Origin of the sequence: Mycobacterium lepromatosis, from assembly GCF_000975265.2 — a bacterium.
GTDB classification, from domain to species: domain Bacteria; phylum Actinomycetota; class Actinomycetes; order Mycobacteriales; family Mycobacteriaceae; genus Mycobacterium; species Mycobacterium lepromatosis.
This window is the reverse complement of sequence record NZ_CP083405.1, coordinates 1,303,644-1,327,965: the sequence shown is the minus strand read 5'-3', so window position 1 is coordinate 1,327,965 and position 24,322 is coordinate 1,303,644. Positions and strand designations below refer to the sequence as shown.

At 59.8% G+C, this 24,322-nt stretch carries 25 protein-coding genes and 1 pseudogene; 8 read left to right on the top strand and 18 right to left on the bottom strand.

What is annotated here, in order from left to right; translation table 11 throughout:
- The 3 genes from MLPF_RS06285 to MLPF_RS06275 all read right to left on the bottom strand — a co-directional run bounded on the left by MLPF_RS06285 (nt 1) and on the right by MLPF_RS06275 (nt 2,645).
- Nucleotides 1-1,389, bottom strand: a complete 1,389-nt coding sequence (locus MLPF_RS06285) for a class II 3-deoxy-7-phosphoheptulonate synthase (RefSeq protein ID WP_045842776.1) — start codon at nt 1,387-1,389, stop codon at nt 1-3.
- Between the two features lie 78 nt (nt 1,390-1,467).
- Nucleotides 1,468-1,968 carry a polyadenylate-specific 3'-exoribonuclease AS gene (locus tag MLPF_RS06280; protein WP_045842775.1) on the bottom strand — a complete coding sequence of 167 codons (501 nt, stop codon included), beginning with the start codon at nt 1,966-1,968 and terminating at the stop codon, nt 1,468-1,470.
- 413 nt (nt 1,969-2,381) lie between these two features.
- The gene (locus MLPF_RS06275) at nt 2,382-2,645 is read right to left on the bottom strand and encodes a hypothetical protein (RefSeq protein ID WP_236684906.1); all 264 of its coding nucleotides are present in this window, start codon (nt 2,643-2,645) and stop codon (nt 2,382-2,384) included.
- Between the two features lie 395 nt (nt 2,646-3,040).
- On the opposite strand from MLPF_RS06275, the gene MLPF_RS06270 reads away from it, so the two are divergent.
- Complete coding sequence (locus MLPF_RS06270; protein WP_045842774.1) at nt 3,041-4,327, top strand: glycosyltransferase family 87 protein; 1,287 nt, start codon at nt 3,041-3,043, stop codon at nt 4,325-4,327.
- 9 nt (nt 4,328-4,336) lie between these two features.
- Here MLPF_RS06270 and MLPF_RS06265 read toward each other — a convergent pair whose 3' ends face one another.
- The 5 genes and pseudogenes from MLPF_RS06265 to MLPF_RS06245 form a co-directional block, all read right to left on the bottom strand.
- A complete protein-coding gene (locus MLPF_RS06265; RefSeq protein WP_045842773.1) occupies nt 4,337-5,074 on the bottom strand; it encodes a lysophospholipid acyltransferase family protein in 738 nt (245 codons plus the stop codon).
- A gap of 98 nt (nt 5,075-5,172) precedes the next feature.
- Nucleotides 5,173-5,553 carry a hypothetical protein gene (locus tag MLPF_RS06260; protein WP_045842796.1) on the bottom strand — a complete coding sequence of 127 codons (381 nt, stop codon included), beginning with the start codon at nt 5,551-5,553 and terminating at the stop codon, nt 5,173-5,175.
- A pseudogene (locus MLPF_RS06255) lies at nt 5,550-6,798 on the bottom strand (ArsA family ATPase). The gene MLPF_RS06260 and the pseudogene MLPF_RS06255 overlap by 4 nt, the downstream one beginning before the upstream one ends.
- Nucleotides 6,799-6,818: 20 nt before the next feature.
- Nucleotides 6,819-7,253: an SRPBCC family protein gene (locus MLPF_RS06250; protein WP_045842772.1), complete on the bottom strand. Its 435-nt coding sequence runs from the start codon at nt 7,251-7,253 to the stop codon at nt 6,819-6,821.
- Nucleotides 7,254-7,375: 122 nt separating this feature from the next.
- Nucleotides 7,376-7,783 carry a hypothetical protein gene (locus tag MLPF_RS06245; protein WP_045842771.1) on the bottom strand — a complete coding sequence of 136 codons (408 nt, stop codon included), beginning with the start codon at nt 7,781-7,783 and terminating at the stop codon, nt 7,376-7,378.
- 169 nt (nt 7,784-7,952) lie between these two features.
- Here MLPF_RS06245 and MLPF_RS06240 point away from each other — a divergent pair, with 169 nt between their 5' ends.
- Nucleotides 7,953-9,755: an AMP-dependent synthetase/ligase gene (locus tag MLPF_RS06240; RefSeq protein ID WP_045842770.1), complete on the top strand. Its 1,803-nt coding sequence runs from the start codon at nt 7,953-7,955 to the stop codon at nt 9,753-9,755.
- On the opposite strand, the gene pimB is transcribed toward MLPF_RS06240, so the two are convergent.
- The 3 genes from pimB to ripC all read right to left on the bottom strand — a co-directional run bounded on the left by pimB (nt 9,752) and on the right by ripC (nt 12,988).
- Complete coding sequence (pimB, locus tag MLPF_RS06235) at nt 9,752-10,909, bottom strand: GDP-mannose-dependent alpha-(1-6)-phosphatidylinositol monomannoside mannosyltransferase (RefSeq protein WP_045842769.1); 1,158 nt, start codon at nt 10,907-10,909, stop codon at nt 9,752-9,754. The genes MLPF_RS06240 and pimB overlap by 4 nt on opposite strands.
- Nucleotides 10,910-11,201: 292 nt before the next feature.
- Nucleotides 11,202-11,447, bottom strand: a complete 246-nt coding sequence (locus MLPF_RS06230; RefSeq protein WP_236684905.1) for a hypothetical protein — start codon at nt 11,445-11,447, stop codon at nt 11,202-11,204.
- A 410-nt stretch (nt 11,448-11,857) separates the two neighbouring features.
- Nucleotides 11,858-12,988, bottom strand: a complete 1,131-nt coding sequence (gene ripC / locus MLPF_RS06225; RefSeq protein WP_045842768.1) for a peptidoglycan hydrolase RipC — start codon at nt 12,986-12,988, stop codon at nt 11,858-11,860.
- A gap of 807 nt (nt 12,989-13,795) precedes the next feature.
- Between ripC and MLPF_RS06220 the strand changes: the two genes are divergently transcribed.
- Nucleotides 13,796-14,077, top strand: coding sequence for an exonuclease domain-containing protein (locus MLPF_RS06220; RefSeq protein WP_082082334.1), 282 nt, complete (start codon nt 13,796-13,798; stop codon nt 14,075-14,077).
- 417 nt (nt 14,078-14,494) lie between these two features.
- Here MLPF_RS06220 and MLPF_RS06215 read toward each other — a convergent pair whose 3' ends face one another.
- Together MLPF_RS06215 and MLPF_RS06210 are read right to left on the bottom strand one after the other, a co-directional pair.
- Nucleotides 14,495-14,806, bottom strand: coding sequence for a hypothetical protein (locus MLPF_RS06215; protein ID WP_237817267.1), 312 nt, complete (start codon nt 14,804-14,806; stop codon nt 14,495-14,497).
- 13 nt (nt 14,807-14,819) lie between these two features.
- Nucleotides 14,820-14,963, bottom strand: a complete 144-nt coding sequence (locus tag MLPF_RS06210) for a hypothetical protein (RefSeq protein WP_156147013.1) — start codon at nt 14,961-14,963, stop codon at nt 14,820-14,822.
- Nucleotides 14,964-15,008: 45 nt separating this feature from the next.
- On the opposite strand from MLPF_RS06210, the gene MLPF_RS06205 reads away from it, so the two are divergent.
- Entirely contained in the window at nt 15,009-15,194 is a 186-nt protein-coding gene (locus MLPF_RS06205) for a hypothetical protein (protein WP_050039000.1), read from the top strand.
- Here MLPF_RS06205 and trpD read toward each other — a convergent pair.
- Nucleotides 15,191-16,291 (bottom strand): anthranilate phosphoribosyltransferase, encoded by a 1,101-nt coding sequence (gene trpD, locus MLPF_RS06200; protein WP_045842767.1) that lies wholly within the window; start codon nt 16,289-16,291, stop codon nt 15,191-15,193. The genes MLPF_RS06205 and trpD overlap by 4 nt on opposite strands.
- A 138-nt stretch (nt 16,292-16,429) precedes the next feature.
- Between trpD and ctaE the strand changes: the two genes are divergently transcribed.
- The 4 genes from ctaE (at nt 16,430) to qcrB (ending at nt 20,796) form a co-directional block, all read left to right on the top strand.
- On the top strand, nt 16,430-17,038 hold the full coding sequence (gene ctaE / locus MLPF_RS06195) for an aa3-type cytochrome oxidase subunit III (RefSeq protein ID WP_045842766.1): 609 nt from the start codon (nt 16,430-16,432) through the stop codon (nt 17,036-17,038).
- Nucleotides 17,039-17,099: 61 nt separating this feature from the next.
- On the top strand, nt 17,100-17,963 hold the full coding sequence (qcrC, locus tag MLPF_RS06190) for a cytochrome bc1 complex diheme cytochrome c subunit (RefSeq protein ID WP_045842765.1): 864 nt from the start codon (nt 17,100-17,102) through the stop codon (nt 17,961-17,963).
- Nucleotides 17,960-19,144: a cytochrome bc1 complex Rieske iron-sulfur subunit gene (gene qcrA, locus MLPF_RS06185; RefSeq protein ID WP_045842764.1), complete on the top strand. Its 1,185-nt coding sequence runs from the start codon at nt 17,960-17,962 to the stop codon at nt 19,142-19,144. Before qcrC ends, qcrA begins: the two co-directional genes overlap by 4 nt.
- Complete coding sequence (gene qcrB / locus MLPF_RS06180; protein WP_045842763.1) at nt 19,141-20,796, top strand: cytochrome bc1 complex cytochrome b subunit; 1,656 nt, start codon at nt 19,141-19,143, stop codon at nt 20,794-20,796. Before qcrA ends, qcrB begins: the two co-directional genes overlap by 4 nt.
- Before the next feature lie 126 nt (nt 20,797-20,922).
- Here qcrB and MLPF_RS06175 read toward each other — a convergent pair whose 3' ends face one another.
- From MLPF_RS06175 to ctaC, 4 genes are all read right to left on the bottom strand, one after another.
- Nucleotides 20,923-21,558 carry a DUF2561 family protein gene (locus MLPF_RS06175; protein ID WP_045842762.1) on the bottom strand — a complete coding sequence of 212 codons (636 nt, stop codon included), beginning with the start codon at nt 21,556-21,558 and terminating at the stop codon, nt 20,923-20,925.
- Nucleotides 21,558-22,436 carry an MmpS family transport accessory protein gene (locus MLPF_RS06170; RefSeq protein WP_045842761.1) on the bottom strand — a complete coding sequence of 293 codons (879 nt, stop codon included), beginning with the start codon at nt 22,434-22,436 and terminating at the stop codon, nt 21,558-21,560. The genes MLPF_RS06175 and MLPF_RS06170 overlap by 1 nt, the downstream gene beginning before the upstream one ends.
- 206 nt (nt 22,437-22,642) lie before the next feature.
- The gene (locus tag MLPF_RS06165) at nt 22,643-23,062 is read right to left on the bottom strand and encodes a cytochrome c oxidase subunit 4 (RefSeq protein ID WP_045842760.1); all 420 of its coding nucleotides are present in this window, start codon (nt 23,060-23,062) and stop codon (nt 22,643-22,645) included.
- Nucleotides 23,063-23,089: 27 nt separating this feature from the next.
- Entirely contained in the window at nt 23,090-24,151 is a 1,062-nt protein-coding gene (gene ctaC / locus MLPF_RS06160) for an aa3-type cytochrome oxidase subunit II (RefSeq protein WP_045842759.1), read from the bottom strand.
- Nucleotides 24,152-24,322 lie beyond the last annotated feature (171 nt).

Below are 24,322 nucleotides of genomic sequence, written 5' to 3'. Positions count from 1 at the left end.
CTAGTCACGCAACATCTCCGCAACCAGGAACGCCAACTCCAGAGACTGCTGGGTGTTCAATCGCGGATCGCACGCTGTCTCATAGCGGCCAGCTAGATCCGTGTCAGAAATATCTTGCGCGCCACCCAAACATTCGGTGACGTCCTCCCCGGTGATCTCGACATGGATGCCGCCTGGGTGTGTGCCAAGCGCACGATGCACCTCGAAAAAACCCTGCACTTCGTCGACAACTCGGTCGAAATGCCGCGTCTTGTAACCGGTGGACGATTCGTGCGTATTGCCGTGCATCGGGTCGCACTGCCAGATCACCTGGTGACCGGTGGCCTTCACTTTCTCGACGATCGGCGGCAACACGTCGCGCACCTTGTTGTTGCCCAGCCTGCTCACCAAAGTTAACCGGCCCGGTTTGTTGTGCGGGTCAAGCCGCTCGACGTATTCAACAGCCAACTCCGGGGTCATCGTCGCGCCCATCTTGACGCCGATTGGGTTGGCAATTACCTCAGCAAAGGCGACATGCGCACCATCAAGTTGCCGGGTCCGCTCGCCGATCCACACGGTGTGCGCCGACAGGTCGTAGAGCTGCAGACCCTCATCTGCGCCTTCCGGAGCTCCAGCCAACCGCAACATGGCCCGCTCGTAATCGAGCACCAACGCCTCGTGACTGGCGTAGATTTCAGCGGTTTGCAAATTCCGATCCGCCACCCCGCAAGCGCTCATGAAGGCCAGTCCGCGACCGATCTCGCCAGCCAGTGCCTCATAGCGCGCACCGGCCGGTGAGGTACGAACGAATTCCCGGTTCCAGTCGTGGACCAGATGCAGCGATGCCAACCCCGACGACGTCAGTGCTCGCACCAGGTTCATCGCCGCGCTAGCATTGGCATAGGCCCGCACAAGACGCGACGGGTCGTGTTCGCGTGCTGCAGCATCGGGCGCGAAACCGTTGATCATGTCGCCGCGGTAAGACTTCAGCCCCAAAGCGTCGACATCGGCAGACCGCGGCTTGGCGTACTGGCCAGCGATACGAGCCACCTTCACCACTGGCAGGCTGGCGCCGTATGTCAACACCACGGCCATCTGCAATAGGGTGCGGACGTTACCCCGGATGTGGGGTTCAGTGTTGTCGACGAACGTCTCCGCACAGTCACCGCCCTGCAACAGGAACGCTTTACCCTTTGCGACCAGGGCTAGCTGTTCCTGCAACCGAATGATCTCGGACGGCACGGTCACCGGCGGTACGCTTTCCAGGACAGTGCGCATCGCGGCAGCCTGGTCAACGGGCCAGCTAGGCTGCTGGGCGGCCGGCTTTGCTAATGCGACGTCCAGCCGTGCTCGCAGGTCTGCCGGCAACGGCGGTAGCTGGTCTATCGGAATGTCGACGGTCCAGTTCATCGGCCCATGGTAACCGGGTCCGACTGCTGGGCAGGGCGAACGTCACGTCGAACGCACCTTGCTCAGCACGTCGGTAGGCTAGCCTACATCGTCTGCGGACGTGATGAGCCGGAATCGGCGCAGCTGGTCACGGGCGTCTACCAACGCGTCGTGCAGGTCACGCGGTCGCGGCGGCATCCGGGGACAACCCCGGTCTTCCCACAACTGCCGGATGTCCCGAGTGAAACGAGGCAACGCCTCCGGCAGGTCTGGCATCGGGCCCCACAACTGACACAAGGCCACGTGGTCGTAGGCGCCCACCCAGGCCCACAATTCGATCGGCTCGGTCAGCTCCGGACCGTCAACACCGAAAAACTCCTCCAGATCTAGACGGATTTGCCTGCGCGAGCGCCACAACTGAGAGGCCAGCGGTGGCAGCTTAGAAAGCACATTGACGCGTACCCAATTACCAGCCCGCGCCGGATCGAATTCATTTGACACAGCGTAATATTCGCGTCCATCCTCGGCGACCACCCCGATCGAGACCAGCTCGATGGTGCGGCCGTCTTCAATGAATTCAGTGTCGTAGAAGTACCGCATTGGCAGTCAAGAGCGCGGTGCCCGCGATACGGGTCCGGTTCCCATCCCCTTTCTACAATTCGGGAGTAAGGCTTTTCCGCACCCGACTTGCTGACGACTCCACCGACTCTGTTACCGACCAAGGCAGAAAATGCGCCCTCGAGTGAAGTCACGGAGGTGCATGTCAAAATCCAGCTAGGCGTCGACGGCGCGCTCGTCGGGCAGGCCACGAGGTGCCGACGATCACGCACTGCAACAACAGCTTGGCACACACACACACTACCGGGCGACCCAGTGTGCGTTCCTGTTACGCTGAGCACAGCATCTTACCCGGCTGAGTGCTGAGTAGCGCAAAGCCACAAGGCATGCATTACGCGATGACCAGCAGGACGAGGATGAACATACCGAGCAGGCCACTCCACACCTTAACCTTATTAACAATAACACCACAGCCAGCAGCAAAGCCAGCATGCCGCCCACTTCGGCCCGCAGCACCACGGAGTCGTCGGAATGCTACATCGGCAGAAAAACATCAGCAGATGCAAGCCCAAAATCAGCAGTCCCACCGCCGCCGCTGTGAAAAACACATCCACCAACGTGCGCTCATCTTCTGACCAGTAGACGTCGAACAAGTGCAGGACTAACGCATGCACGTCGAGCACCAACGCGACCAAGATCTCGAACGACGTTGTGGCCAAGGCGAATTTGGACTACCTCCCGTCTACATACAAGGTCACCAGTGTCAGGCCGGAGATCATTAACAGCACCACGCCGAACACCACAGTACTAACTAATGCACCAACCTGATGTGAATATCGCGCGATTGCCACCACTTGAGCAACCAGCGTAGGCACTGTGGCGGATCAAGCGCACGAAAGTTCGGGTAACAAAAAACGTCAGGATGAAAGCAAGCAGACAGCACCGTTATAGCAATCGGCCACAGTCGATGATGTCATCAGCGAAACCAGCACGGCAGTCTAGGCACGAACCAGCGGACCACCTTAGAAAGGCAAACCAGCACTCCCACACAATGTTGTGAGCCGCACTGTGGCACATCGCGGGCACGGCGACACCCATTACGCTGTTCTGCGACATGAGTAAACAGCAAACGTCTGACATGGGCAGTCAACACAGGCAGATCGGGCGCTGCTGCCTGCTTTGGTTGCTAGCTGTGGCAGCACTGGGACAAGTGGCCTGGCAATTGCTGGGGCACACTCCGTACCGCATCGATATTGACATCTATCAGATGGGCGGTCGGGCCTGGCTGGACGGGCGTCCGCTATACAGCGGCGATGTGTTATTTCACACACCCATCGGGCTGAATTTACCGTTTACCTACCCGCCGCTGGCGGCCATCGCGTTCTGCCCGTTCGCCTGGTTACACATGCCGGCCGCCAGCGTGGCGATCACGCTAACAACGTTGGTGTTGCTAATCGTCTCGACGATGATCGTGCTGACCCGCCTGGACGTGTGGGCCATGTCGCGAGCGGTGCCCGGGCCGGCCTGGTTGCGCCGGCTGTGGTTGGCATCGATCATCGTGGCTCCGGCAGCGATCTGGTTAGAGCCAATCAGTTCGAATTTCGCCTTCGGCCAGATCAACGTCGTACTGATGACTCTAGTGATCGCCGACTGCGTGCCACGACGCACACCATGGCCACGCGGGCTGATGCTGGGTTTGGGCATCGCCTTGAAACTCACTCCAGCAGTATTTCTGCTCTATTTCGTGCTGCGCCGCGACAACCGCACAGCACTGACGTCTTGGGCATCCTTCGCAGGCGCGACGCTGGTTGGTTTCGTGCTCGCCTGGCGCGATTCATGGGAGTACTGGACTCACACCGTACACAACACCGAACGGATCGGTGCCGCGGCATTAAACACTGACCAGAACATCGCGGGTGCCCTCGCCAGGCTCGGGCTTGGGGAGCACGAGCGTTTCCTGCTCTGGGCAGCCGGTTGCTTGCTCGTGTTGGCCGCAACCGCATGGACGATGCGACGGGTACTGCGGGCCGGCGAGCCAATGCTGGCAGTAATCTGCGTCGCCTTGTTCGGGTTGGTCGTTTCACCTGTGTCGTGGTCGCATCACTGGGTATGGATGCTGCCAGCAGTGCTGGTAACAGGAGTCTTAAGCTGGCGACGCCAGAACGTGGCTGTGGCGGTGATCAGCGCTGCCGGAGTGGCGCTGATGAAATGGACACCCATCAGCCTGCTTCCGCAGCATCAGGAGGTAACCGCAGTGTGGTGGCGTCAACTTGCCGGGATGTCCTATGTGTGGTGGGCGTTGGCAGTCATTGTTGCTGCTGGACTTACCGTCACTACCCGCGTGACGTCACAGGATTCGGAAAAACAGGCACTGCTGACGCCAGTGTCGGCTGTCAGCTGATGATCAAGGCTATCCCACGGCGGTATCGGGTATGCGCACGGCCTCGTTGGTCAATCTGGCAACGTTGGCACCGTTGCTGCAGGCCTTCACACTAGCGGCGTAAATGTCGACGTACTCCTGACCGGACAGCTCCATCAGCTCGTAAATCACTTCGTCGGTGACAACTCGCTCGATGACGCGGTTACCAGCCAACCCCTCGAAACGTGAGAAGTCCATCGGCTTGCCAAAACGCACGGTGACCCGCCCAAATCGCCACAATTTGCTGCCCGGAGGATTGATCAAGTTGGTGCCGATCATGGCCACCGGTAGCACCGGAACCCCGGTCTGCAAAGTCAACCGGGCCACCCCGGTTTTGCCTTTATATAGTCGACCGTCGGGCGAACGGGTGCCCTCAGGATACATACCGAGCAATTTGCCGTGGCCAAGCAACCGCTTGGCGGTGTTCAACGCGGCCTCGGCTGTGTCGGCGTCAGTGCGGTCGATGGGCACTTGGCCGGTAGCGCGGTAGAACCAGCTGGTGAACCAGCCTTTCAAGCCGGTTCCGGTGAAATATTCCGATTTCGCAAGGAAGGTGATCCGGCGGCGTACCACAAGCGGCAGATAAAAACTGTCAGCCACTGCGAGATGATTACTGGCCAGGATCGCCGGACCAGAACTCGGGACGTATTCCAGGCCTTCGACTTTCGGTCGACCAAGCATGGAAAGCGCGGGACCCATGAAAATGTACTTAAATAGCCAGTACCACATATCCCTCTCTCTCCCCGAATCAGACGGTGTTCTGCGCCAACTGTACCGATTATGTATAGGCGGGACCACTTTCCACTCCAGCCAATCAGTCCCCGACACTAAACAGGTATGGGCTGGTAGCGTGTTCGCACGGCACCGTTAGCTGTACTGGTCCGGGCTGGTCCGTCGGTGTCCAGGCCCCCGTCGGGCGGGCCGTCCGGCGGGGTTTTGTTCGACTGATTGATGTCGTCGACGATGGCGCCAATCACATCCAACAGAGCGACACTGTGATCGGCGATGACAGTTAGCAACGGATGCTGCTCACCAGTGACCAACGCGGTCAGTGCGCATACCGGGCACCATTCCTGCTGGCATTTGCCAGTGCCTTTAGCACCCGCTGCTAATGCAGCAACGGACCGCACCGCAGGGTCGATCCCATCCAGGGTCGCCTTGGCAAGCTTGCGCAGCTCCGGACCGATGTCGGGATAAAACCCACTCATATCGGCCACACCTCCGGATCCGACCGAAAACGAACTGTTAACTCGCTGCCCCGCAGCTGCGCATCCAGCACCATGCACCGGCGCAGGACAGAGGCCAACCGAACTCTGCACCGCGTCCCACCGGCACTGACTATCAGATCGTCATCGATTCGCCCCCAGAGTCAACGCTGCGAAATCGAGCTGGGGTAACGCTAGTCGCAATCGGTACACAGACTCCAGTCCCGATCCGGACTCTAGGTCAACAATGGGATGTAACGGACCCGTCGGCGCGGTTCCGCGCCGACGATGAGCAACGTCCAGCAGCGCGGCCAGCGCCTTGGGGCCAATCGGTTCTCCGGACAAGTACGGAATCACTACCAGCGCGACGTCACCGATGGTAGAGTCGAGTTTATCGAGGACGGCGCGTTGCTCACAGATGTGTTCCGCGTACCAGGAGAACACTGGGTGATCAAGCAGGCTTCGGTGCTCATACAACTCATCTCGTACCAGCACCTGATTGACGATCAACTCCTCGACCCGTATGCCCATCAGCGCCAACGAACCCAGCGTCCGAATCGCCTCAGACGCGACTACCCGCTCTGGGGTCAGTACCAGGTGCGCACTGACTAGTGAACCATCAGTCAGCAATGCACCAAGCCGCTCAACGCTGGTACTGATGCGCTCTAACAACTCCATCACCGCCGCCGATGGGGCGTCGCCGCCAGCGATGCTGAGCCTGCGATGGCGTGGCCACCCACGCTCCATGTAGAGACCCACGGTGGAGGGCAGAGTCAACATGCGCAACGCATCTGCGGTCGAGGCGCAGTCGACCACAATGCGATCCCATCGCCCAGCTGTCGCAAACTCGCCGACCGTGTACAGACCGAACACCTCCTGGATGCCCGGCAAAGCTGAAAGTTCTTCGGGAGCAATGCTGCTCAACTCGGACTCGGAAAATCGCCGGTCCAAGTCGTCGACCACATCCCGCCATCGGGCCTCGATTAGAGCCAGCGTGTCCAGTGCTAGCGCGTCGAGAAAACCGCCACCCGCCTCAACGTCATAGCCAAGCACCCGAACAGGTTGGCCGTGCCCGGTGGGCACGGCCACGACACCCAGTACATCACCCAGCGAATGCGCCTGGCCGGCGGAGACCACCAACACCCGCCGGCCCTCGCCCGCATCACGTACTGCTGTGGCGGCCGCCAGGGTGGACTTTCCTACCCCGCCTTTGCCAACGAAAAGACTGATCTGGGCCGAAGCCGGCACCCGGCATCTACTAGAATTACTCAGCCCTCGACTCGCTTCTTCAGGTCCTTCAACGCCCCATCAATCAACCTGCGTTCCGCCTTACGTTTGAGCATACCGATCATTGGGATAGCAAGGTCGACCGCAAGCTCGTAGGTAACCTCAGTGCTAGACCCCTTAGGTGCCAGGCGATATGAGCCTTCGAGGGACTTTAGCAGCGAGCTCGATTCGAGAATCCAGCTAACTGATTGGTGGTCCGCTGGCCAATTATAGGACATAATCAGGGTGTCTTTGAAAATCTTTGCGTCCACCAACATGCGCGCCCGTTTCGGGAAATCCTCGTCGTCGACCTCTAAAACTTCGACTTCCTTATACTCCGAAATCCATTGCGGGTAGGATTCGATGTCGGCAATCGTCTTCATCACCTCATCTGGATTCGCATCGATGTAGAACATTTGCGTAGTTTTATCTGCCACCTAGATACTCCCTTTCCGGTTCCCGTCCCGCAAAACGGGTCGACCGCGGTCATCTGCGAGAGTGTCTCGATTCCTTCGAAGGAAATGGTACTCTTTCGAGTTCGAGCCAACATCCATCAGAGCTAAATTACCGGAGAAACCCCAATGGGGCGCGACCGTTCGAGTGTCATTTTCACTTCAAAAGCCATTGCCTTGCCTGCCACCCGGCGGCGGTGCGTCACTTTAACCATATTCATTTTGGCCAACTGCCAGGCCGCTACGCCGGCCGGTTCAGCATGCAGGAAATAGTGCAGCACCACTCCGTCCAGCTCCTCTATTAAGGGTGCCAGCCAGATCTCCATAGTGCCGGTCAGGGCTCCCGTCACCGCCCATCGGATTCCCTTTTCCGCCCGGTCCTCGACAACCTGCAGCCGCAGATCAGGCCACCACCGGTGCCAGCTCGACCGATCAGCGACTGCGGCACCTATCAGTGCGCCGTCAGCAGCAACATACGTCTCGTCTGCGATCTGAATGCTATTCGTGGAATTCATGGGCCTCAGCTTCACACACGTAATCTAATAGGTGGATACAGAGGCGAGCCGGCAGCCAAGCCGGAGTGGTACCCTGACCAATCACCTCCGTCCGCTATGAACGCTCGGCTAGGCTGTGCGACAGCAAGCCAGCCCCGGAAACGTCTCAAGGTCAAGCGAGGTCAATGGAGTGCGTGAGTCCAGCGTCCCAACCCGATTTTCCGTCGGCGAGCACGACAATATCGCGGCCGTGGTCTTCGAGCACGAGCGCAATGATCCCGACTTGGTCATCTATCAACGCCAGATCGACGGCGTCTGGACCGACGTGACATGCGCTGAAGCGGCCAGTCAAATTCGCTCCGCGGCACTTGGTTTGATTGCGCTGGGGATGCAGGCAGGCGACCGGGTATCTATCTTTTCGGCCACCTGCTTCGAGTGGGCTATCCTCGACCTGGCGATCTTATCCGTGGGCGCGGTAACCGTGCCGATCTACGAAACCTCGTCAGCCAAGCAGGTACGCTGGATGCTGCAGGACTCAGGTGCGGTGTTGGTGTTCGCAGAGACCGATGCGCACGCGACGATGGTCAATCAACTTGCCGGCGAGCTGCCCGCCCTGCGTCAGGTGCTACAGATCAACGGCGCGGGCGCCAAGGCGCTCGACCAACTCGCTGAAGCCGGCGCATCAGTCGACGCGGCTCAGCTGACCAACCGGCTCAAGGCGCTACGCGCCCAGGACCCAGCGACACTTATCTATACCTCGGGCACCACCGGTCGCCCCAAAGGCTGTCAACTCACACACTCCAACCTGCTCTACGAGGTCCGGGGCGCCAAAGAATGCCTCCCGACGTTGTTGCAGCCCGGCCAGCGGCTGCTGGTTTTCTTGCCACTGGCTCACGTACTAGCCCGAGCTCTCACCTTGTCTGCCTTCACCTACAAGATGACCGTCGGGTTCACCAGCGACATCAAGAATCTGCTGCCGATGTTGGCGGTGTTTAAGCCGACGGTGGTGGTGTCTGTGCCACGGGTGTTCGAGAAGGTGTACAATACTTCTAGGCAAAACGCGGCCAACGAAGGCAAAAGTCGAGTTTTCGCGATGGCCGCACAGACTGCGATTGAGTGGAGTGAGGCCTCCCACCGCGGCCGCCCAGGGCTGCTCTTGCGCGCTAAGCACGCGGTTTTTGACCGACTAGTCTACCACAAGTTGCGCGCGGCGCTTGGCGGTGATTGCCATACTTCAGTGTCGGGCGGCGCACCCTTAGGTGCGAGGCTAGGTCACTTCTATCGTGGGGTGGGACTCACCATCCACGAAGGCTATGGACTGACCGAGACCAGTGCGGCCATCACACTTAACCAGGCCGGCAATGTGAAGGTGGGGACCGTTGGAAAGCTGCTGCCGGGCAACAGTATGCGCATCGCAGACGACGGCGAGCTGTTGGTACGCGGCGATGTGGTGTTCAGCGGCTATTGGCATAACGAACAAGCAACCGTCGAGGCGTTTACCGAAGGCTGGTTTAAAACAGGCGATCTCGGTGCTATCGACGAAGACGGCTTCTTGACCATCACTGGCCGCAAGAAGGAGATCATCGTCACCGCCGGCGGTAAGAATGTTGCCCCCGCGGTATTAGAAGATCAGCTGCGGGCTCACCCGCTGATCAGCCAGGCGATGGTCGTCGGGGACGCCAAGCCATTCGTAGGTGCGCTAATCACCATCGACCCCGAGACCTTCGATGGTTGGAAGCAGCGCAACAGCAAGGCAGCCGACGCGGCGGTAGGCGATCTGACCACCGACCCTGATTTGGTGGCCGAAGTGGACGCGGCCGTCAAACAGGCCAACCTGTCTGTGTCACATGCTGAGTCGATCCGCAAATTCCGCATTTTGCCGGTTGATTTCACCGAGCAGACCGGCGAACTAACGCCGACGATGAAGGTGAAGCGCAATGTGGTCGCCCAAAAGTTCGCCTCCGACATTGAGTTGATCTACGAGAAAGACTAGCGGCTGTCGTTGCCGCGCAGCAGATCCGCCAGCCGAGCTGCCAGTGTGTCCCAGCGCCACTCGGTTGTTACCCAGTGCCGTCCAGCCGCGCCCATAGCAGCGGCCCGGTCACGATCGGTCAGTAACTCGGTGACCGCGTCAGCCACCATATTCACCGACCGACCGTCAACCACCAGTCCAGTCTTGTTGTGCTGCACAGCTTCCGGAGCTCCACCGGATTTGCCAGCGATTACCGGCACTCCGGTAGCCGAGGCCTCCAGGAACGCGATGCCCAAACCTTCAACGTCCATGCCCCCACCGCGGGTGCGGCACGGCATTGCAAATACGTCAGCCAGCGCGTGGTGAGCGGGTAGTTCGACAGCCGCCACGCCTCCGGCGAATATCACGTGGTCGGCAACCCCACACCGCTGGGCCAACTTACGCAGCGTTCCGAGATACGGGCCGCCCCCGACAATCATCAACGCGGCCCCGTCAGCCCGCTGCCGGATCGATGGTAATGCCCTGATCAGCATGTCTTGGCCTTTGCGCGGCACTAGCCGCGCCAGGCACACGACAGTTGGCCGCTCACCCAACCGGTAGCGGTCACGCAGCTCGGCTCGGCTCGCCGGATCAGGCCGGAATCGATCAGCATCCACACCTGGCGGGAGGTATTCCAACACGGCCCTGGGACCGAAGGCAGCCGTTACACGCGATCGCGTGTAACGGCTGACGAATGTCACAACGTCGGTACCGTCACCGATGCGACGCAGCACCGAACGTGCAACCGGCAGCATCGACCAGCCCACTTCGTGACCGTGTGTGCTGGCCAGCACCCGGGTCGCTCCCGCCTTTCGGGCACGCGGCGCCAGCAGGGCCAGCGGCGCTGCCGCGCCGAACCACACAGTGTCGATGCCATGGTCAGCGATCAGCCGGCGCATACGGGCATCGACCGCCAAGCCGGGCAGCATCATCGTGCCTGGATGGCGCACTACCCGATAACCGCCATCATGGGCAACGTTTTCATCAAAAGTGTCGGCACCTGTCCAGTGCGGTGCGTACACTATAACGTCATGCGACCCGACCTTGACCAGAAGATCAACAAACTCCCCCAGATAAGACTGGATACCACCACGTCGGGGCGGAAAGTCATTGGTTACCAGCAGGACCCGGCTCACCTGCGCCAGGCTAGCCTGGCGGCGCAACCGACTTCGTGGCGGTGTGCAAAGCGCTCGGCCAATCGGGTCAATCAGGACCGCCAGTTCGCGCGCAAGGCGACCGAATCGGAGCCCAGTACCCTTGCCGGACGGTGATGAGCGGGTCGGCATATCCGACACACACCATACGCGGCCAGGTAAAATGCGCGTCGTTTCGCCGTCACGAAGGTATCGACGACGAAGCACGCAAACCACCACACGCGATCATAAGACGACGCCTGCTGCCGCCCAGGTCGATACCCGGCGGCAGCATCTAGGCCGCCGAGCGTGCGTCGGCAGGCACCGCAGTGTTCAGTCGAGCGACGAAATCTGCCACCCTCTTGGTCAACCATCGAGGTGTATCCACGGCAATGTCGGCGTGCGCCATGTAGTGAAAAAGCTTATGGAAAAGCACTATTCGTAGTTCCAGATCAGCTATGTTGGCCACACCCGGCGCAAACATGATCCGTTGGCCGACAGCCACCCGACGAGCCGGAGCGACGCAGTCTGCAACCGCCACCGCCGCGATATCACCCCCACTGCGATACCGCCACCCCGCCGGCTGCTGCATGGAACTGCCAGTCCGTGGCGGCGGGCAACACCGAGATGTCGAGCGACCAGTCCACTCTCCCCCCAGAAGGCTTCAACTGCGTCGACTGCGACGGCCGATACTCGTGCCGCAACGCAAGACAGCAGATAGTCGGTTACCGGCCCGCTAACGTCTAGCAGCTTGACAGTGCAGTCACCGACGACCAGTGAATGACCTTACCGGTGTGTGGACCCGGCTGCGAGCGGAAACGACGAGTGACGCACGGAACGGCGCAGCCCACTTGATCTATGAGGCCCGAACCAACGCAATAACAACCATAGCCCAACTAGCATGACCGGAAACCGCCGGCGCTGGCGGCAAAACGACCCAGTGCGAGACGTTTAGTAGCGGCGGGCATCATAGATCGGGCCGGATGAGTTCATCGGCACCACGCGCACCGGCACACCGTAGGTAGAGGAATGGACCATCATACCGTCCCCAATGTAGATGCCGGCATGCGAAGCGTCCGAGTAGAAAGTCAGCACATCACCGGGCTGCAGTTCCGACAGCAACACCGGCTGACCACCGCGAGCCAGGGCCTGGCTGGAATGAGGCAGCGCAATACCGGCCTGCTGGTACGCCCATATCACCAATCCGGAACAGTCGAATCCACCGGGCGTCGCGCCACCCCAAACATAGGGACTTCCGATCTGGGTCAGCGCCGCCTGCACAACAGCTGCGCGGTCGCCACCACCTGCGAAAGGGGCTAGAGCAACCCCGGGCAATCCGCCGGGCGATGCGGCATTAGCTGGCGGGCTACCGCCGCCAGCTAATGCCGCATCAGGCAGAGTAGCCACCGCCGGAACTGGCCCAGGCTCTGCAAGTGTGGTACGCTGGCTAGGCGACAACGAAAGGTACTGTGATTTGACGATTCCGATTTGGACCTGTAACTGACTCTGCTTGGACTGCAGGCCTGCCTGTACTGCGGCAGCCTGGTCGGCTGCGTGCTTAGCGTCGGCAGCGGACTTCGCGGATGCCTGCTCTGCCTTGACAGCCTGTTCCCCGGCAGCCCGGTAGTTGGCCATCTGTGCAGCCATTTGAATAGCTAGCACTCGCTGTAGAGCGGACTTGTCGATCAATTGTTGCGGTGAGTACGCTGTCAATAGGGCGATCATGTCGTCGATATGACCACCCATGTACGTAGCGGCGGCAGATTTGTTGACCGCATCCTGGAACATAGCCAAGCGCATCTTGGCGTCCGCCAGAGCAGCCTGATCTTCCATGTACTTCTTATCTGCCGCCCGTTGAGCTGCCAACTTGTCACTCAGGTCAAGTTGCGCGCTGTGCACCGCTTCGGTGGTCTGCTCAGCTTGGCGGGATAGCTCATTAAGTTTCGCCAGCGCATCCCCGGCAGGGTCGGCCGTCGCGGTGGCGACAAGGACACGAGATAACACAGCGAACCCTGCTAGCGTTCCGACAACAAAGCACGCACTCAGGCGCACGACCGGATGATGCTTGCAGCCAAGTCTCAAAGTTTTTCCTTAAACTGCCAAAGGCACTTGGCCATTGAGGAAGCTTTAGATCTCAAACAGGTTACGAAATGATATCGACGTTGTCCAAATGGGATCGTTAAGAAAATAGAAAGATTTCAGTTACCCGCTTGAGAGCATCGCACCCGAACCGGCGACCCAAGGGTTTTGGCAGGTCCAGGCACTCAAGCGAACCCGATCCAGCGATCGCCGTGGATCGGCACCAGAAGAAGCAACCGGGGCGCCAATCCGACGTCGGTGGGCACTGCCAAAGCAGCACGTTTGTCCTGCAAAGGGGTCTCCGATACCCTCATCAGCACGGTGATGATACAGTCACGGCATCCCGAGGTCCGCTCATCGCGCAGTCATCACCGTCGATCACCACCGCCGACCATGGCTCGAGCGACGCTATGCCTTTGATATCGGATCCGCCGCTTTATGCCATCAGGTCTGAATCGTTTCGGGTCGAGTCAGTCAAGCTAACGAAGTCGAACTGTCGCACGCTAGCCGCCGGCACCGACATCTTTATCTTTCGACTGCCGTCGCATCACGATGGCCGTAACACTGTCCGTTGGATCTGCTAAACGTCACAGCTATAAGTCTGACCGATGCAACTTGGCTGAATCTCGCCAATGTGGCCGGAGCACCGGCGACAGCCGGGGGCCCCGAAAAGCTGCCGTTACGCAAGACCACTGTTGTCTATGGTGGACCTCGAGACCACTGGCTTACACACAACCAGTACCGAGGGAACTGCCCCCGACGCGATCACCGAGATCGGCGCGATCAAGGTTCGCGGCGGCACTGGGCTAAGTGAGCTCGCCTCTGGTCAACCCCCAGCGCAATACCCGATTCCAGATCGCGCACCTCACCAGCATAAGCGCGAAATCGACGGTGTGTGATGCTTCCACCATCGATGTCGTACTGCCGATGTTCTTGGAGTTCCCCGGCGATTCGGTGCTAGTCGCCCGCAACGCCGGGTTCGACATCAGATGCCTGCGGGCCGCCGCGCAACAGTGCGATCTCAGCTGGCCACGACCTCCGGTGCTGCGTACGGTGCAACTGGCCGTGTGGGCGCGGCTGTTTGCCCACTAAAGCTGCGCAAGCCCACCCATCGAACTCTCGAAGATGCCCGCCGCCACCGTCGAAGTGTTGCACGCACTCACCGAGCGAGTAGACAACCAGGGTATGCACACCTTGACCAAACCATGCTCGTATCTCCCGATGTTACGCCAACATAGCGTCGGAAACGGAGTCTCGTTTACGGCCTGCCGCATCGAACGAGCGTCTACCTGTTCCGCGGACCGTTAGGCGAGGCGTTTTACGTCGGCACCACTGTCGACCTACGCCATCAGGTAAGGCCATATTTCAACAGCGCGGACCTACGCGGCCAGAGGAAGGAGTATGGGTCGTTTGACCAGCACGGTCGACCACGTCGAATGTATACACAAACTAGAAGCCGGCCTTGCGTGAACTGCGAGTACTAGCTGCGCATGCGCGATTGTACAACCGTCAGTCGCGGTTTCCGCAACAGTAGCGGGTGACGCTGACCGACGCGAGGTTCCCCGCTCCCCGACGTTCAGTGGCGAGTGCACCGCGCCACCGACCCGTTTCGGTCCCATACCGACGCCGCCGCACCAGTGACGCTGCAGGGGCAAGTTTACGGGAGTGCGAACGGATATCGTGCGGATCGCCGCTGCACAAAACGGCCTGCCCCCACTTCTTGAAACGCCACAAACTCACAATACATGCCAACAAGACCGCGTTGATCGACAGCCCGGATAACACCAGACTAACCGCTGTCAAGGCTCTGTGACGTGGCAAGCTCCCAGGTACCCTAGTCACGCTGACCGAGCTGATCGCCGCTAAGCTGGCCGGCCCCGACGGTCAGAGTGGCTATCACCTCGTCGTTATCCACCACGGCCAAACTCACCGCAGCTGGCACCGCCCAGACGTGGGGTGCCGCCGATGCCATCTCCACCCCGACACCCAGACAATCCTGCCGGCACCAACCCCACTAGGCGGCGTGCTGATCGAAAAGACCGCGCTAATCGTGCGCCGACTGGCCACGCCGATGTGCGCACGTTTGGGCATCAGCTGGCTGAGCCTCCCAGCTGCACACGGCAAGCACCCGGGCAACGCGGGCTACATCGGCGCGCTCGGCACAGGCTGGCTGCCGAGCACACTGACGGTTTCTGGGAGTGGGATTTAGACCTGCTGACTAAACCGCACCCATCGCGCAAGGAGCTGTTCGGCGGCACCCGAGTCGATAGCCGCGCTGGCACGCGCCAAAGCATCGTCCCACGCGGGCAACCACTCAGCGCGGCTGGATAGCCCAGCGTGGGCGACGATCGCACCGGCGGCGTTGAGAACAACGGCGTCGCGGACCGGGCCCTTGTCCCCGGCTAGTACGGCACGCACCTCCGCCGCATTGGTTTGCGCATCCCCGCCTAACAGCTCGTCGAGGTCGGCACACGCAAACCCGAATCCTGCGGGATCAAAAGTAAGTTTATCCACCGTGCCCGCCTGCACACGCCAGATCGTGCTGGTAGTGGTGGTGGTCAATTCGTCGAGTCCGTCGTCGCCATATACTACCAGCACGCTGGAGCGGCGCGCAGCGAACACCCCCGCCATCACCTCGGCGAGATTGCCGAACGCACAGCCGATCAATCCGGCCCGTGGCCAGGCCGGATTGGTCAGCGGCCCGAGGATGTTGAACACGGTTGGCACCCCGATGTCATGGCGCACCGCAGATGCGTGCCGGTAAGACGGTTGAAACAGCGGTGCGAAACAGAACCCAATCCCGATTTCGGCAAGACTATTCGCGACCTGTTCGGGTCCAAGGTCGATACGCACCCCCAGTGCTTCCAGAGTGTCAGCTCCGCCTGACAGCGAGGACGAGGCCCGGTTGCCATGTTTGACCACCGGTATACCCGCGGCCGCAACTACGATCGCGGCCATGGTGGACAGGTTGACTGTGTTAGCACCATCTCCCCCAGTCCCGACAATGTCGACGGTGTCTCCGATATCTTGGCGGATCGCGTCTGTGGGCAGCTTACGCGCGTGGCTGAGCATGACGTCAGCGAGCTCGCTGACTTCGGCCACGGTGGGGACCTTCATCTTCATCGCCACCGCGAACGCAGCGATCTGGGCTGGCCGCGCGTTTCCAGTCATGACCTGGCCCATCGCCCAGGCAGCCTGGCCTTGCGCGAGATCCTGCCCTGCTGTCAAACGCCCCAAGACCTGCGGCCAAGACAATACCGATCCGGTGTCGCTGCGAGAAGAAGGCGGTTGCGATAACAAAGCCACCGACCAATGGTCCCATGCAGACCACTTGCCCTTCCAAACGCCTCCAAAGCACGCCGCCAACGGTGCAAAAGCGACGCGGGCAACTGATTTGCCTCCCCGGGTAGAATTTAACAACTACAAAACGTCATACTTGCGGATGTGACGAGCACTGTAGGCACCTTGGGTACTGCAATTACGTCGCGGGTGCATTCGTTGAATCGACCCAACATGGTCAGTGTCGGTACCGTAGTCTGGCTTTCCAGTGAGCTGATGTTCTTTGCTGGACTGTTCGCGATGTACTTCACTGCGCGTGCTCAGGCTGGCGGGAAGTGGCCGCCGTCGACCGAACTAAATCTCTACCAAGCCGTCCCGGTAACGCTGGTGCTCATCGCGTCATCGTTCACCTGCCAGATGGGAGTGTTCACGGCTGAACGAGGCGACGTCTTCGGGTTACGCCGCTGGTATGTGATCACCTTATTAATGGGCCTGTTTTTCGTTCTCGGCCAAGGCTACGAGTATTACCACTTGATAACTCATGGCACCACCATCCCCAGTAGCGCGTACGGCAGCGTGTTCTATCTGACCACCGGCTTCCACGGACTGCACGTCACTGGTGGCCTGATCGCCTTCATTTTCCTGCTGGCCCGCACTACGATGAGCAAGTTCACACCGGCCCAGGCGACCGCCAGCATCGTCGTCTCCTATTACTGGCATTTCGTTGACATCGTGTGGATCGCTTTGTTCACCGTGATCTATTTCATCCGATGAGCCGGCAAGCTCCAAACAGAACCCACGCAAGGCCCAAACAGAAAACGACAGGAGTGATCGGTTGAAGAAACTGGGTTTCACTCGATCCGGTAGGCGATGCAGCCAGCCACCAGAACGAGGCAGTGAGCGTTCGCGGCGGCGTTTGCGCCGCCGGTTATCGGGAGGCTTGTTGCTACTGGTAGCGCTGACCGTTTCTGGGGGACTGGCGGCAGTCCTGACCCCGACCCCGCAAGTAGCCGTCGCCGATGAGGACTCGTCAGCGCTGCTACGTACCGGCAAGCAACTGTTCGATACCTCCTGCGTATCGTGCCACGGCGCCAACCTGCAAGGCGTGCCCGACCACGGGCCGAGTCTGATTGGGGTCGGCGAAGCGGCCGTCTACTTCCAGGTATCGACCGGCCGAATGCCCGCTATGCGCGGTGAAGCCCAGGTAGCGCGTAAAAACCCCATTTTCAACGAGTCACAAATCGACGCAATCGGTGCCTACGTCCAGGCCAACGGCGGTGGGCCTACCGTGGCACATAACCCCGACGGTAGCGTTGCGATGCAATCACTGCGCGGTACCGACCTGGGTCGCGGCGGCGACTTGTTCCGACTAAACTGCGCGTCGTGCCACAACTTCACCGGAAAAGGTGGTGCACTGTCGTCCGGTAAGTACGCGCCCGACCTCGGGCCCGCCAACGAACAGCAAATCCTCACCGCGATGCTGACCGGCCCACAGAACATGCCCAAGTTCGCCGACCGCCAGCTTTCCTTCGAAGCAAAGAAGGACATCATCGGCTACGTGCGAACCGTCATCGAAGAACGCCAGCCGGGCGGCTACAGTCTCGGTGGCTTCGGCCCTGCACCGGAGGGGATGGCGATCTGGATCATCGGGATGGTCACCGCCATCGGACTGGCACTGTGGATTGGGGCACGAGCATGAACGCTGACCCGAAAGACGGTGTCGGCGCTTCCCGGGAGCTCGACGAAGCGGCACAGGGGGCAATGTCACGCGAGGAACTAGTAGCCCTGGGCGGTCAGCTCGATGGTGTCAACACCGTCTACCAGGAGCAGCGCTGGCCGATCGAAGGCACCAAGGCGGAAAAGCGCACCGAACGAAGGATAGCCTTCTGGCTTTTGCTGGGTGGCGTATTGGGTCTGACGTTACTACTGATCTTCCTGTTCTGGCCGTGGGAGTACAAACCCAAAGAGGCCGCAGGCAGCTTCCTCTACACCATTGCCACCCCTCTGTATGGTCTGACCTTCGGCCTGTCCATCCTGGCGATCGCTATTGGCGCGGTGCAATTTCAGAAGAGATTCATCCCAGAAGAGATTTCGATCCAGGAACGCCATGACGGCACATCGCGTGAGATCGACCGCAAGACGGTCGTGGCGAACCTAACCGATGCTTTTGAGAGCTCAACGATCAGGCGCCGCAAGCTAGTCGGACTGTCGTTGGGCGTGGGCTTGGGGGCGTTTGGCCTCAGCACGTTGGTGGCGTTTATTGGCGGTTTCATCAAAAACCCCTGGAAACCAGTCGTGCCCACCGCGAATGGGATGAAGGCCGTGCTTTGGACTTCCGGCTGGACTCCACGCTACCACGGCGAGACGATCTATCTGGCGAGAGCTACCGGGTCGCACTCGGGAGCACCGTTTATCCGGATGCGTCCGGAAGACGTCGACGCCGGCGGGATGGAGACCGTCTTCCCGTGGCGCAAGTCCGACGGCGACGGAACCACCATGGAATCACACGAGAAATTGACAGCAATCAAGATGGGTATCCGCAACCCGGTAATGCTCATCCGCATCCGCCCCAGTGATATGCCTCGTGTGGTCAAACGCCGAGGACAGGAGAATTTCAACTTCGGCGAATTCTTCGCCTTCACCAAAATCTGCTCGCATTTGGGTTGCCCATCCTCACTATACGAACAGCAATCCTACCGAATCCTGTGCCCTTGTCACCAATCTCAGTTCGACGCGCTGCACTACGCCAAGCCGATATTCGGTCCAGCCGCGCGCGCATTGGCGCAACTGCCCATCACCATCGATACCGACGGGTATCTGGTTGCCAACGGTGACTTTGTCGAACCGGTCGGGCCAGCATTCTGGGAACGCACAACATGAGTCCAAAATTCGTTCCGGATATCGGTGATGTCCTGGCCCGCCAAGCTGAAGCCATCGACACGCGATATCACCCGTCGGCAGCGCTGCGCCGGCAGCTCAACAAGGTCTTTCCGACGCACTGGTCGTTCTTGCTCGGCGAAATCGCGCTGTACAGCTTCATCGTGCTGCTGCTCACCGGTGTGTACCTCACGCTGTTCTTCGATCCGTCGATGACTGATGTCACCTACAACGGCGTCTACCAACCATTACGCGGGGTCGAGATGTCACGCGCGTACCAATCGACGCTAGACATTTCCTTCGAAGTCCGAGGCGGCCTTTTCGTCCGTCAAATCCACCACTGGGCTGCATTGATGTTCACCGCGGCGACCATGGTACACCTGGCACGCATCTTCTTCACCGGAGCTTTCCGGCGGCCGCGCGAGACCAACTGGGTTATCGGTTCGCTACTACTGATCCTGGCCATGTTTGAAGGCTACTTCGGCTACTCGCTGCCCGACGACCTGTTGTCGGGCATCGGCCTACGGGCCGCACTGTCGTCGATCACGCTAGGTATACCGGTGGTCGGGACCTGGCTGCACTGGGCGCTGTTTGGGGGCGATTTCCCCGGAACTATCTTGATCCCTCGGCTCTACGCACTGCACATCCTGCTAATCCCGGGGGTCATCCTCGCACTTATAGGGCTGCATCTAGCGTTGGTGTGGTTCCAGAAGCACACCCAGTTCCCCGGACCCGGCCGCACCGAGTGCAACGTCGTCGGTGTGCGAGTAATGCCGGTGTTTGCGTTCAAGTCGGGCGCGTTCTTCGCAGCCATTGTTGGCGTCCTGGGTCTTATGGGCGGCTTGCTGCAGATCAACCCAATCTGGAACCTAGGCCCTTACAAACCATCTCAGGTGTCAGCTGGCTCGCAGCCAGACTTCTACATGATGTGGACCGAGGGCTTGGCCCGTATCTGGCCAGCCTGGGAGTTCTATTTCTGGCACCACACCGTACCCGCACCAGTTTGGGTCGCGGTGATCATGGGCCTGGTTTTCGTCCTGCTAATCACCTATCCGTTCCTGGAGAAGCGGTTCACCGGCGACTACGCCCACCACAACTTACTGCAACGGCCGCGTGACGTTCCGGTGCGCACCTCAATCGGGGCCATGGCGATCGCCTTCTACATAGTGCTCACGCTCGCGGCGATGAACGACATCATCGCGTTAAAGTTCCACATCTCGCTCAACGCGACGACGTGGATCGGTCGCATCGGCATGGTGATACTTCCACCGCTCGTCTACTTCATCACCTATCGGTGGTGTATCGGGCTGCAACGTAGCGACCGAGCGGTACTCGAACATGGCATCGAGACCGGCATCATCAAACGGCTACCGCATGGGGCGTACATCGAGCTGCACCAGCCGCTCGGCCCGGTAGACGATCACGGCCACCCAGTACCGCTCGAGTACCAGGGCGCTGCTGTTCCCAAGCGGATGAACAAACTGGGTTCGGCTGGCTCACCCAGTAGCGGTAGCTTCTTGTTCGCAGATCCGGTATCCGAGGATGCGGCACTGCGCGAGGCAAAGCATGCCGCAGAGCAACGTGCACTTACCGCGTTGCGCGAACACCAAGACAGCATCGTCGGTTCCCCGCATGGGGAACGCGGCAAGCATTAAGCTCGGCAACGATACATACGACGTAGTGCGAAAACCCTAGCCGCGCAGCAGCGAAAGGACTAGCTAGCAGGGAAGTCGAGCACAGGTCAGAGAGGAACACCTATCGAGCCAGACCGCTTATCCGCGTCAACCCAAGCAACGTAACTTCCGAACATAGATCCACTCGATCACCGGCATAACCGCCGTGACGATCCCGGCTAGAACGTAACCAACCCACGACGCGCCGTCGCAACCAACAGCCATCAGATAGGTCGAAGCCGCAACCGCGACCAACGCGGCCCCCATCGTGCCAGTCAATCCAACCGCGCCGCGCAGCCAGATCTGGCATGCTGCCGCCTCCAACCAATCGCCGGGTTGCGCGACCGTCTGACCCATCTCCGCACATACCCGCTCGGCCTCGATACGCGCTGTGGAACGCTCGGCGCCGACCAGTTTCCTGACTCCTCCGCGCGTCGGCACACCCGTCAGTCGGGTCGGCGGCTCAACCCGAGCCATGCGGCGAGCCCACAACAATACCGGCACAGCCCCTGCGATAATCAGCGCGGAAACGACGATGATGCTGTACAACACCCAGGTGGTGTGCGGGTTATTCGCCATCTTGTGAAAGCCACGCCCCAGATCTTCCAATGCAACAATCGCAGCTACACTCACCCCGATCAGCACCAGCCAGACTGCCGCACATACGCCGACCAGAATACGATCGATGCCGTCCGGCGCAATGGTATCCGACTCACGCCGGTACACCGAATGCCTGTTCACCATCAACAACTCGTTTGCGGTGCGTCGTTGCTATTCGACGAAAGCACCGTTCCGTCACTTGTGGTGATCAAGCAGTTGAGTTTGCTGACCCGGAAGAGGCTAAACGCCTCGACCGAGCCGACGTCGGATTGCGAGATCGGTGTAACGGTCATCGACCACGGAATATAGACGTTGTGCTGAGTCCGTCGCCGACCGGAAGCATCAACGTAAGTCACCGAAATGATGTCACCCGGCGCTTTGGTGCCCGTCACCGAATAGGTGACCTGCCGAGGGCCGGTCGGCGTCGTGGCCGTAGTCGTGGGCGTCGTCGGCGGAGGTGGCACCGCCGATGATGGTGGCGCTGCGGTGTTCGTCGCCGACGGTGGCAGCAAAGGCGTCACCGTCACTGTCCGCGTCTCAGTCGCTGTCGAAGTCTCCGTGCTGGGTGGCGGCGGCTTAGCGGTGGTGATTTCGTCCTGCACCGGCGAAGTGGACCGGCTAGTAGTTGGGGTAGCAAGTTTGCTGGTGTCGGTACGCGTGACCAGCAAAGACACCGAAACCACCAGTGCGATCGCGGCCAAGATAGCAGCAACGCCAACCACCCACGGCCAGCGCGGAGCACCCGGCTCATCGTAGACCAACGACTCGTCGTAGTCATAGAGCTTGAGATCCGCCGGCACGTACGAGACATCGGTGAACTGGTCAACCTCAGGAGCCGAGTAGGCCTGTGAGTATACGTCGGTCTCGCCGGTATGGTCACTCACTGTTACTACAGTGCTATCCGTTACGGGTGCCAATTCGTCAACGGAGTTTACGCCGTTACGGGGATCCAATTCGTCGCTGAGCTCTTTACCGGAATCGGATTCTTCATTTTCCCGTCCCGGGGGATTCGGCCCGCTCATGTTTGCCTACCCTGTTCAACTGCATTACCTGCGCGCGGGTCGCGCGGCTACATCATTGCACGCGCGCTCGGGAGATTCTCATTCTGCCTCGGCAACCCTACCGAACTGAGAAGGGCAAACAAGTCTTGGCGAACTACCCACTAATCAACCGATGCCCTGATTGTGACCTTCTCCGGTACCAAATCTAATCAGTGCTTCTCATCTAATCAGTGCTTCTCCGGGCCGACGTAGTACTCGAAGACCAGTCCGGCTGCCGAGGCAAGAACAAACACGACCCCGGCAACGATCAACCACGGCAGCCACAGCGCGATACCAACTGCCGCCACTGAGCCCGACAAGGCGACCAGAACCGGCCACCAACTGTGCGGGCTGAAAAACCCCAATTCCCCTGCACCGTCACTGATCTCAGCATCTTCATAGTCTTCGGGTCGAGTATCCAACCGACGAGCCACGAAACGAAAGAAAGTGGCAACAATCAACGCTAGGCCACCGGTCAGCGCTAGCGCGGTAGTGCCGACCCAGTCCACACCACCGGTGGCGAACACCGAAGTCAGCACTCCGTACAGCACCGCCAGGATGACAAAGAACGCGGCAACAAACTCGAATAGCCTCGCTTCGATATGCATTGCGTATCCTAACCCGAGTAAGATTATCTAATGGCTGTTGGTCAGCTGTCCGCGGCGGGTATCAAACGGGTGGGTAGTCACCGCCAGTGGGGGTTGAGCGATCATCTGCAATGCTTCAACGTTGGTCTTCCCGTCGATCCGTTGCTGCAAATAGGCCTTGAAGTCGTTAGGAGCGACCACTCGAACTTCGAAGTTCATCATCGAGTGATACGTACCGCACATTTCGGCGCAGTGGCCGACGAATGCCCCGGTCTTTGTTATCTCTTCGACCTGGAAGACGTTGACGGAGTTGTTCGCCACCGGGTTAGGCATGACGTCGCGCTTGAACAAAAATTTCGGCACCCAAAACGCGTGGACCACATCGGCGGAGTTTAATTGGAACTCGATGCGCTTGCCAGCAGGCAGCACCAGCACCGGAATTTCAGTGGTAGTGCCCAAAGTTTCGACCTTGTCAAAGTTTAAGTAGGCTCGATCCTGGGTATTGCGCCCGTGCACCAGCCCGACGAGCTCCTCACCGTGGGAGTCCTTGCCCTCTGGTTTGGAGGCCATGGCCTTTTTGCGGGCCGAATCGACCCCGTCGTAGGTCAAGGTACCGTCTTTGAAATTGACCCGCTGATAGCCGAACTTCCAGTTCCACTGGAAAGCCGTTACGTCAATGACAACTTCGGGATCCTTGGCGAGATACAGTATCTTATCCTGCACTACAACGGTGAAATAAAACAACACCGAAATGATGAGGAAAGGCGTCACTGTCAGCACCAACTCTAGCGGCATGTTGTAGCCGAATTGACGCGGCAACTCGGTATCGGTTGTTTTCTTCCGGTGGAAGATGGCCGACCAAAAAATGAGGCCCCACACAATGACACCGACGACCAGGGAGGCGACCACTGCACCGATCCACAGCTGTCGGTTGAGGTGGGCTTCCGGGGTGATGCCTTCCGGCCAACCCATGGCCAACGCGTCCGACCAGCTGCATCCGCTCAAGGTGACCACTAGCACACCCAGTGTCACGGCCAGCGCCAGCGGCTGAAAACGGCGAGAGATACCCCGACCCACACGTTGCGAACGGACTGGCTTGCAAGCTGTCACTTTTGGCGCCTCCTGTATCACAAGCTGAGCCGATTCGGAGCTAACCCGCTTAAAGGCGGGATCTTCGGCTAACTCGGATGTCGAATACTACGCAGCGTAGACCACGGCACTCACCTAGGCGACGATGCGGGCCCCAACGGCGATGGTCGGGCCCACGAACATTGCCGAATG